Genomic DNA, 7,520 nt, shown 5'->3' with positions numbered 1-7,520 from the left:
GCGGCGAGGGCGTCCAGGAACACGTTGCCCGCCGCGTAGTTGGCCTGACCCGCACCACCGAACACACCGGCGGCGGAGGAGAACAGCACGAACGCCGACAGGCCCAGGTCACGGGTCAGCTCGTGCAGGTTCCACGCGGCATCCACCTTCGGACGCAGTACCGCCGACAACCGCTCGGCACTGAGGGAGCCGATGACACCGTCGTCCAGCACACCGGCCGTATGCACCACACCGGTCAACGGGTGCTCCACCGGAATGGCCGCCAGCACGGCCGCCAACGCAGTCCGATCGGCGACGTCGCAGGCCGCCCAGGACACCTCGGCACCCAGACCGGCCAGCTCCGCCGACAACTCCGAAGCGCCTGCGGCCGCCTCACCACGACGGCTCACCAGCAACAGACGACGCACACCGTGCTCGGACACCAGGTGACGGGCGAACAACCCGCCCAACGAGCCACTCGCACCCGTCACCAGGACGGTACCGTCGGCTTCCCACTCGGGGGACGCGTCCACGGCGGCCGACGCCCGCGCCAGCCTCGGCACCAGGACCGCGCCCCCGCGCACCGCGACCTCGGACTCCCCCGAGGCCAGTACGGCGGCCAGGGCCCGGTAGGACGCGTCCGTGCCGTCCGTGTCGGCCAGGACGATCCGGCCGGGGTTCTCCGACTGCGCCGAGCGGACCAGGCCCCACGCCGGGGCGTGTACGAGGTCCGGGAGGTCCTCGCCCGGTACGGCGGCCACCGCGCCCCGCGTCAGGAACAGCAGGCGTGCGTCCGCGAAGCGGTCGTCGGCCAGCCATTCCTTGAGCAGTTCCAGCACCCGGCCCGTCTCCGTGTGCACCGCATGCGACACGTCCTGCGTGTCGGTCGACGGGGATGACAGCGGGACGCAGACCAGCGTCGGGGCCGTGAGGGTGCCGAGGCCGTCGTGGGTCTCGTAGCGGACGCCCACCGCGTCGAGCCCGGGGTGGCCGTCCGCGAGCAGGGCCCAGGGGCGCTGCTCGGCCGCGGGGGCCGGGGTGAGGGCGAGCGGCGTCCACTCGACCCGGAACAGCGACTCGTGGCGTCCGCCGCGTGCCGCGCCGATCTGCTCGGGCGACACGGCCCGCAGGGCGAGCGACGCGACGGAGGCGACCGGTGCGCCCGCCGGGTCGGCGAGCTCCAGCGATACGGCGTCGTTGCCGGCCGGGGCCAGGCGGACCCGGACGGCGGCGGCGCCGGCCGCGTGGAGCCGTACGCCGCTCCAGGCGAAGGGCAGTCGGCCCTGCCCGGTGTTCTCGACGAGGGAGCCGAGTCCGGCCGCGTGCAGGGTGGCGTCCAGGAGCGCGGGGTGGAGGCCGAACCAGTCGGCCGTCGCCGCGGTCTCCTCGTCGAGGCTCACCTCGGCGTACACGGCGTCGTCGTGCAGCCAGGCGGTGCGCAGGCCCTGGAAGGCGGGGCCGTAGTCGAAGCCGGCGGCGGCGAGGCCTTCGTAGAGCCCGTCGAGGTCGATCGGTTCGGCTCCGGCGGGGGGCCAGGCCGTGAGGTCGGCCGGCGGGTTGGGGGCGTCGGCAGCGGTGGTGAGGACGCCGGTGGCGTGCCGCGTCCACGGCTCGTCGGTGGGGCTTTCCTCGTCCCGGGAGTACAGGGACAGGGCCCGTCGGCCGGATGCGTCGGCTCCGGAGAGGGAGAGGCGGAGTTGGATGCCGGCGCGCTCGGGTAGGACGAGCGGGGCTTCCAGGGTCAGCTCTTCCAGGACGTCGCAGCCGACCTGGTCGCCCGCTCGGACCGCGATTTCCACGAAGGCGGTGCCGGGCAGCAGGACCGAGCCGAGGACGGTGTGGTCGGCGAGCCACGGGTGGGTGGTGGCCGCGAGGCGGCCGGTGAAGAGGAAGCCGTCCGAGTCGGGGAGTTCGACGGCCGCGCCGAGCAGCGGGTGGTCCGTCGTGCCGAGTCCGAAGCCGGCGGCATCGGCCGGGGCGTAGGGGCCGGTGGGGGCCGAGTCGAGCCAGTACCAGTCGCGTTGGAAGGCGTAGGTGGGCAGCTCGACCTGGCGGGCGCCGGTCGGGGCGAACCAGCCGTCCCAGTCCACGTGGGCGCCGTGGATGTGGGCGAGGGCGAGGGCGGTGTTCAGGGTCTCGGATTCGGGGCGGCCGGCGCGCAGGGTGGGCGCGAACCGGGCCGCGTCGTCCTGGGTGAGGCAGTCCTGGGCGAGGGCGGACAGGGTTCCGTCGGGGCCCAGTTCGAGGTACGTGGTCACACCGGCGGCTTCCAGCGCGCGGACGCCGTCGAGGAACCGGACACCCTCGCGGACGTGCCGGACCCAGAAGTCCGCGCTGCCCATCTCGTCCCCGGCGATCAGGGCGCCGGTCAGGTTCGAGACGATCGGGACGCGCGGCGTCGCGTACGCCAGCCCGTCCGCCACCTTGCGGAAGTCGGCGAGCATGCCGTCCATGTGCGGCGAATGGAACGCGTGACTCACCGTGAGCCGCTTGGACTTGCGGCCGGTGAAGGCCTCCACGACCGCCGTCGCCGCGTCCTCGTCACCCGCGATCACGACCGACTGCGGGCCGTTGACGGCGGCGACGCTCACCCGGTCCGTCAGCAACGGCAGGACCTCGTCCTCCGAGGCCCGCAGGGCGATCATCACGCCACCGGCCGGCAGCGCCTGCATCAACCGGCCGCGCGCCGCGACCAGCGTGCACGCGTCGTCCAGCGACAGGACACCCGCCACGTGCGCGGCAGCGATCTCACCGATGGAGTGACCGGAAACGAAGTCCGGCCGCACGCCCCACGATTCGAGCAGTCGGAACAGCGCCACCTCCACCGCGAACAGCGCAGGCTGGGTGTGTTCCGTCCGGTCGAGGAGTTCCGCGTCCGCACCGAACAACAGTTCCTTCAGCGACGGTTCGCCGCCCATGCGTTCGCACACCGCGTCGAGCGCGGAGGCGAACACCGGGTGTGTTGCGTACAGTTCGCGTCCCGTGCCGAGGCGCTGGCTGCCCTGGCCGGTGAAGAGGAAGGCCAGCTTGCCGGCGCCGGTCGCGCCCAGGGTGCCTCGGGTCACGGCGCCGTCGGTCGGGTCGCCGTTCTCCAGTGCGGTCAGGCCGCGGAGCAGTGCGTCCCGGTCCCCCGCGACGACCACCGCACGGTGGTCGAAGGCGGCGCGTCGGGTGGCCAGCGAGTAGGCCAGGTCCGGGGCCGCGACCTCGGGCACCTCCGTCAGACGGGCCCGCAGGCGGGCCGCCTGGCCCCGCAGCGCGTCCGCGGACTTCGCGGACAGGACGTACGGGAGTACGGGTGCGGTGCCGGCCTCGGGGGCGGTCGGCGCGTGCGCGTCGGTCTCGTCCGGGGCCTGCTCGATGATCGTGTGGGCGTTGGTGCCGCTGATGCCGAACGAGGAGACGCCGGCGCGGCGCGGGCGGCCGGTCTCCGGCCACGGCATGGACTCCGTCAGCAGGCTGACGGCGCCGTCCTCCCAGTCGACGTGCGGGGTCGGCTCGTCGACGTGCAGGGTGCGGGGCAGGATCCCGTGCCGCATCGCCATGATCATCTTGATGACGCCGGCGACACCGGCCGCGGCCTGCGTGTGGCCCATGTTCGACTTGATCGAACCGAGCAGGAGGGGCTCGTCGGCGGCTCGCTCGCGCCCGTAGGTCGCCAGCAGGGCCTGTGCCTCGATCGGGTCGCCGAGGGTGGTGCCCGTGCCGTGGGCCTCGACCACGTCGATCTGGTCGCTGGTCAGCCCGCCGGAGGCGAGGGCCTGGCGGATGACGCGCTGCTGGGACGGCCCGTTGGGGGCGGTGAGGCCGTTGGAGGCGCCGTCCTGGTTGATCGCCGAGCCACGGACCACCGCGAGCACGGGGTGACCGTTGCGGCGGGCGTCGGACAGGCGCTCGACGAGCAGCATGCCCGCGCCCTCGGCCCAGCTGGTGCCGTCGGCGGCGGCGGCGAAGGACTTGATGCGGCCGTCGGCGGCCAGCCCGCGCTGGCGGCTGAACTCGGTGAAGGTGCCCGGTGTCGACATGACGGTGACACCGCCGGCCAGCGCCATCGTGCATTCGCCGTTGCGCAGCGCCTGGATCGCCCAGTGCAGGGCGACGAGGGACGAGGAGCACGCGGTGTCGACGGTGACCGCCGGGCCCTCCAGGCCGAACGCGTACGAGACGCGGCCCGAGGCGATGCTGCCGGAGTTGCCGGTGCCGAGGTAGCCCTCGACGCCGTCGGGCACGGAGGTGATGCGGGTGGCGTAGTCGTGGTACATGATGCCCGCGAAGACGCCGGTGCGGCTGCCGCGCATCGACGCCGGGTCGATGCCGGCCCGCTCGAACGCCTCCCACGAGGTCTCCAGCAGCAGCCGCTGCTGCGGGTCCATCGCCACGGCCTCGCGCGGCGAGATCCCGAAGAACGCCGGGTCGAAGCGGCCCGCGTCGTGCAGGAAGCCGCCGGAGCGGGTGTAGCTGGTGCCCTTGCCGTCCGGATCCGGGTCGTAGAGCGACTCCAGGTCCCAGCCGCGGCCCTGGGGGAACTCGGAGATGGCGTCGATGCCGCCGGCCACCAGGCGCCACAGGTCCTCGGGGGTTTCGACGCCTCCGGGGTAGCGGCAGCTCATGCCGACGATCGCGATCGGGTCGTCCTGGAAGGAGGCTCCGAGGGTGACCGGCAGGGCGCCGGCGGCGGTCGTCGCACCGTCCGCGTCCCCGGTCAGGCCGAGGACCTCGGTCCGCAGGTACGCCGCGAGCACGTGGGGCGTCGGGTAGTCGAAGACGAGGGTGGCGGGGAGCCGCTGGCCGGTGGCGGCGCCGAGGCGGTTGCGCAGTTCGACGGAGGTCAGCGAGTCGAAGCCGAGTTCCTTGAAGGCCCGGTCGGCCGACACCTCCTCGGTGGAGGCGTGCCCGAGTACGGCGGCCACCTCGGTCCGGACGAGGTCCAGCAGCGCCTGCTCCCGTTCGGTCGGCGCGAGCGCGGACAGTCGGGTGATGAGCGCGGACCCGTCGGCCGTGCCGGCCTGTCCGGCCGCCCGGCGTGCCGGTACGCGGACCAGGCCGCGCAGCAGGTCGGGGACCATGCCGCTACGGGCCTGGGCGCGCAGGGCGGCCAGGTCGAGCGGGAGCGGCACGAGCAGCGGTTCGGTGGTGCGGCGGGCCGCGTCGAAGAGGGCGAGGCCGGTGTCCGGCGTGAGGGCGCCGATGCCACCGCGGTTGATGCGGTCGCGATCGCCGGCGGGCAGGTCACCGCCCATGCCGCCGACACCCGTCCACAGCCCCCAGGCGAGGGACCCGGCGGCCAGGCCCCGGGCCCGGCGTTCGGCGGCGAGGGCGTCCAGGAAGGTGTTGGCCGCCGCGTAGTTGCCTTGGCCCGCGCCACCGAACACACCGGCGGCGGAGGAGAACAGCACGAACGCGGACAGGTCGAGGTCGCGGGTCAGTTCGTGGAGGTTCCACGCCGCGTCGACCTTCGGGCGGAGTACCGCCGACAGCCGCTCGGCGGTCAGGGAGCCGATGACCCCGTCGTCCAGCACGCCGGCCGTGTGCACGACGCCGGTCAGCGGGTGCTCCGCCGGGATGGCCGCCAGTACGGCGGCCAGCGCGGCCCGGTCGGCGACGTCGCACGCGGCCCAGGAGACCTCGGCGCCCAGGCCGGCCAGCTCCGCCGACAGCACGGCGGCGCCCTCGGCGGCCTCACCGCGACGGCTGACCAGCAGCAGGTTCCGTACGCCGTGCTCGGACACCAGGTGACGGGCGAACAGCCCGCCCAACGAGCCGCTCGCACCCGTCACCAGGACGGTACCGTCGGTGTCCCACTCGGGGGACGCGTCCTCGGCCGCCGAGGCACGCGCCAGCCTCGGCACCAGGACGGCGCCGTCGCGCACCGCGACCTCGGACTCGCCGGAGGCGAGGGCGGCGGAGAGGGCCCGGTGCACATCGGCGTCGGCATCGACGTCCACGTCGACGAGCACGATGCGGCCCGGGTTCTCGGACTGCGCCGACCGTACGAGTCCCCGTACCGCGGCGTGCGCCAGGTCCGGCACGCCCTCGCCCGGTAGGGCTTCCACCGCGCCCCGGGTCAGGAACACCAGCCGGGACCCGGCGGGTCGGTCGGCGGCGGCCCACTCCTGGAGGATCTCCAGGACCCGGCCGGTCCCGGCGTGCACCGCGGCGGCGAGGTCCTCGCCGGTCGGCTCCAGGAGCGACACCACCGAGGCGGCCTCGGTCCCGTCGCCCTCGCCCCGCATCGACCAGTCGTCGAAGGGGGTTCCGCCCGCCGGCGACCGCGTCCACTCGACGCGGAAGAGGGTGTCGCGGGTGAGGTCCGGTCCGGCGGCGAGCTGGTCACGGCTGACGGCCCGCAGGGCCAGGCCGGTGACCGAGGCGACCGGGGCTCCGGCGGCGTCGGCCAGGGTGAGGGCCACGTCGCCGCTCCGGCCGGTGGTCAGGCGTACGCGCAGCTCGGAGGCGCCGACCGCGTACAGGCTGACGCCGGTCCAGGAGAACGGCAGCCGGCCCTCGGTGCCGTCGGCGGCGCGCAGTCCGAGCGCGTGCAGGGCGGCGTCGAGAAGGGCCGGGTGCAGGCCGAAGCGTGCGGCCTCGTCGGCCGCGCCGTCGGGCAGGGCGACCTCGGCCCAGTACGTGCCCTCGTGCTGCCAGGCGGCCCGCAGGCCCTGGAACACGGGGCCGTAGCCGAAGCCGGAGTCCGCGAGGCCCTCGTACAGTCCCTCCACCGGGACGGCTCGCGCACCGGGCGGCGGCCACTCGGTGAGACCCTGCGGGGCGGGTTCGGCGCCGGCGGCGAGCACGCCGACGGCGTGCCGCGTCCACGGCGTGTCCGTGTCCGCGCCCTCCGGGCGGGAGTGGAGGGCGATACTGCGGCGCCGGCCCGTCGGGTCGGCGGCGCCGACGGCGAGCCGCAGTTGTACGCCGCCCTGCTCGGGCAGCACCAGCGGGGCTTCGAGGGTGAGTTCGTCGACCAGGTCGCAGCCGACGTGGTCGCCGGCCCGGAGTGCCAGCTCGACGAAGGCCGTGCCGGGCAGCAGGGCCGCGCCCATGACGCGGTGGTCCCCGAGCCACGGGTGGGTGGCCAGCGACAGCCGGCCGGTGAAGAGGTGGCCGTCGGAGTCGGGCAGTTGGACCTCGGCGCCGAGCAGCGGGTGGTCGGTGGTGCCGAGTCCGGCCGCCCCGACGTCGCCGTCCGCGCGACCGGCGTCGAGCCAGTGCACGGTGCGCTGGAAGGCGTACGTCGGCAGGTCCACGCGGCGGGTCCCGAGCGGGACGTAGTACGCGGTCCGGTCGACGGTGTTGCCGCGTACCCAGGCGGTGGCGAGTGCCGAGAGCAGCGTCCGGGCCTCGTCCCGTCCGGAGCGCAGGGCGGGGGCGAAGGCGGAGTCCCGCGTGACGCATTCCTGGGCGAGGGCCGACAGGATCCCGTCCGGGCCGAGTTCGACGTACGTCGTCACGCCGGCGGCTTCCAGCGTGCGGACACCGTCGAGGAAGCGGACCGCCTCGCGGACGTGCCGTACCCAGAACTCCGCCGAACCCATCTCACC

At 74.7% G+C, this 7,520-nt stretch carries 1 protein-coding gene; it reads right to left on the bottom strand.

Going from position 1 to position 7,520, the window contains the following annotated elements:
- Nucleotides 1-7,520: SDR family NAD(P)-dependent oxidoreductase (locus AB0D46_RS38035; RefSeq protein ID WP_362884623.1), on the bottom strand; the 7,520-nt coding region annotated here is incomplete at both ends.

This window comes from Streptomyces sp. NPDC048383 (assembly GCF_040651775.1).
GTDB lineage: Bacteria > Actinomycetota > Actinomycetes > Streptomycetales > Streptomycetaceae > Streptomyces.
Note: the sequence above shows the minus strand (reverse complement) of the source record. Positions and strands in the feature narration are given on the sequence as shown.